This is a genomic window from Peptostreptococcaceae bacterium (genome assembly GCA_016649995.1).
Lineage (GTDB): Bacteria > Bacillota > Clostridia > Peptostreptococcales > BM714 > BM714.
Genome location: JAENWJ010000098.1, coordinates 1 through 2,727 on the forward strand (window position 1 = coordinate 1; position 2,727 = coordinate 2,727).

At 41.4% G+C, this 2,727-nt stretch carries 3 protein-coding genes; all 3 read right to left on the reverse strand.

The annotated features are described in order from the left end of the window. Nucleotides 1-144: 144 nt before the first annotated feature. A complete protein-coding gene (locus JJE29_09410) occupies nucleotides 145-573 on the reverse strand; it encodes an OsmC family protein (GenBank protein ID MBK5252832.1) in 429 nt (142 codons plus the stop codon). 232 nt (nucleotides 574-805) lie between these two features. Next, a complete protein-coding gene (locus JJE29_09415; GenBank protein ID MBK5252833.1) occupies nucleotides 806-1,993 on the reverse strand; it encodes a pyridoxal phosphate-dependent aminotransferase in 1,188 nt (395 codons plus the stop codon). A 153-nt stretch (nucleotides 1,994-2,146) separates the two neighbouring features. Then, the gene (locus JJE29_09420) at nucleotides 2,147-2,683 is read right to left on the reverse strand and encodes a 2-oxoacid:acceptor oxidoreductase family protein (GenBank protein MBK5252834.1); all 537 of its coding nucleotides are present in this window, start codon (nucleotides 2,681-2,683) and stop codon (nucleotides 2,147-2,149) included. Nucleotides 2,684-2,727 lie beyond the last annotated feature (44 nt).

Consider the following 2,727-nt stretch of genomic DNA (forward strand, 5'->3'; position numbering starts at 1 on the left):
GATATCATTGAATGCTTTGAGCAACCAGGAAATAACATACGTATTGGTGAAATGACCAAGAAACAAGAGGGACTTTATCACAAGCTTGGTGTTAAGCCACCAACCACGTTATAATTGCTCGGGAATTCAGGTTGCTTGGTGATTTTAATCCAATATTTTAATTTCATAGCTAAGATTAAGCGCCTTTTCAAACAGTGCGCTTACACCGCAATACCTTTCCTGCGAAAGCTTGACCGCCTTTTCTATCTTTGCCATTGGAAGTGACTCGCCTTTGCTTTTAAATTCATATATTAGGTGCATCTTCGTATAGGTCTTTGGATGTTCATCTGTGACATCGGTTTCAGTTTTTATCTCGAACGATTCGATTAAATCCGACACCTGCATTTTTTTCAGTATGGAAATGACATCCATTCCTGTGCACCCCGTAAGAGCAGCAATCAGCAGAGGTTTCGGCCGTGGGCCGCTGTCTTTTCCTCCTACTTCTTCGTTAGCATCCATTAGTACTTTATGCCCGGTAATATCCGCCTCGAAGGCCATGTCTCCGGCCCATGATGTATTAAAGGTTTCCTTCATTGTTTTTTCCTCCATGTTTTGATTTTGTATTATTTATACCCGCTTGCGGTATTCGTCAACCGCCAGAATTAATGCTGACAAGGGACCCGACCCTATGTCCGAAATACTGAAAAACAAACGCATAAAGAGCAGAAGATCTCTTTATGCGTTTGTTTCTAAAAGTTCTTAAATTGTTCATTTCTTATGCTTCTATCCAAACAAAAATACATTCTATCCGATATTCGGCTGAAGCCTACTTATTAAATTTATTTGCAAGCTTTGTCCACGCATCTAATGATTTTTCGATTTTTTCATATGAGATGCAATATGAAGCCCTGAAGTATCCCGGACACCCGAAAGCCGAACCCGGCACTATGAGTATATTTAATTGTTTTGCGGCTTCTACAAATTCGGAGTCATCATCAATGGGCGCTTTTGCGAAAAGATAAAACGCACCTTCCGGCTTTGCGCATTCAAATCCGAGTTTGAGTAGATGATTGTAGAGCAGGTCCCTGTTTCTTTTATAAACTTCCACATCAACAGATTCATTGAGGCATTTCAATATTACTCTCTGGAAAAGCGAGGGCGCATTCGTATATCCTATGTTCCTTGTAGCATTGCTAAGGCAAATTTCAACCTCTTCGGCTTGCTCCATTTCAGGCAAGAATGCCACATACCCAATTCTTTCTCCAGGGAGCGAAAGCGATTTGCTGTAGGAGTACACAATAAATGTGTTTGTATAGTAATTAAGCATATACGGCACTTCTACGCCGTCGTATACGATTTCCCTATAGGGGTCATCGGCAACGATATATATGGTGTGTCCATATTCCTTTGATTTTTCTTCAAACAGCTTCGCAATAGCTTTTATATCCTTTTCTTTGTAAACAACTCCTGTAGGATTGTTTGGATTGTTTATAATAATAGCCTTAGTTTTCGGCGTAATTGCCGCTGCAAGCGCGTCAATGTCAGGCACAAAGGTTCCAACTTGCGAAGGCACAACCACAAGTTTACCGCCGCAGTAGTCCGCATAGCTCCTGTATGGCCCAAAATATGGAGAGAAGGTTATGATTTCATCGCCCGGGTCGATAATTGTACTGAAAACTACGCTCAATCCCCCTCCTGCTCCTACTGACATAGCAATATTTTTAAATGTCAGATTCAACCCGTGTTTCTTGTTGATATTCTGAGCTATTGCCTCTCTTACATCGGGATATCCAGAGTTGCTCATATAGCCGTGAATAAAATTCGGATCCTCTTCGTCGAGGATTTCCTTTATAGCTGTTTTAACTCTTTCAGGGGGCTTCACATTCGGATTGCCTATGCTAAAATCAAATACATTCTCGGCGCCATAGATTTTGGCAAGCCTATTTCCCTCTTCAAACATTTGTCTTATGACAGAACTTCCCTTAATGGATTCTTTCATCTTTTGAGATATCATGTCAATCTCCTCTCGCACAGTTTTTGTCTATCTATCACAATCATATCATTTTACAGCTTAAAAAACGACTCCTATCATATGCAAAAAAAACGACGGTCTCCAAGGCTCTATTTTCCGAATCTCCCGGCAACCGCCGTTTCTAAATACAATATTCTATATGAAGTTGTATCCAAGCTTGAAGGCATTTGTGTTAAGCTCTTCAAATTTACCTTTTCCTTTTTTGTTGAACATCTTGTTCATTCCTTCAACGCCTTCTTCTTCGGTGAATTCTCCTGACACTTTCGCAATAACGCCTGCCATAATAATGTTTGCTCCTTTAGCATGGCCTATTACGCGTGCCATTTCCGTGCTCGGCAAAGAAACAATGGTTATGTCGTCCCTTCCCGTAGTGTCACATGTTACTAGAGTACTGTCAATTACTACAGTTCCTCCCGGAGCAACCAATCCTACAAACTTCTGGAAAGAAGGATTGTTCATCGCAAGAAGTATGTCCGGCTCTTCTTGCGCCGGATTGTATATCATTCCCTCTCCAAATTTAACTGTACAGTTGGCGGTTCCTCCACGCATTGCGGCTCCATACTGGGGAATCCAAGTGGCATTCATGTCTTTTGATACGGCGATTTGGGAAATAACGAGGCCTGCAGTGAGTACTCCCTGTCCGCCCAATCCTGCAAATAATACTTCTTTCATATCTATTTGGCCTCCCTTGTCTTTAATTCACCTAAAGGATAATA

Bases quoted from the DNA above. Each gene is read 5' to 3' on its own strand.
- JJE29_09410 (MBK5252832.1), bottom strand. From the start codon at position 573: ATGAAGGAAACCTTTAATACATCATGGGCCGGAGACATGGCCTTCGAG.
- JJE29_09415 (MBK5252833.1), bottom strand. From the start codon at position 1,993: ATGATATCTCAAAAGATGAAAGAATCCATTAAGGGAAGTTCTGTCATA.
- JJE29_09420 (MBK5252834.1), bottom strand. From the start codon at position 2,683: ATGAAAGAAGTATTATTTGCAGGATTGGGCGGACAGGGAGTACTCACT.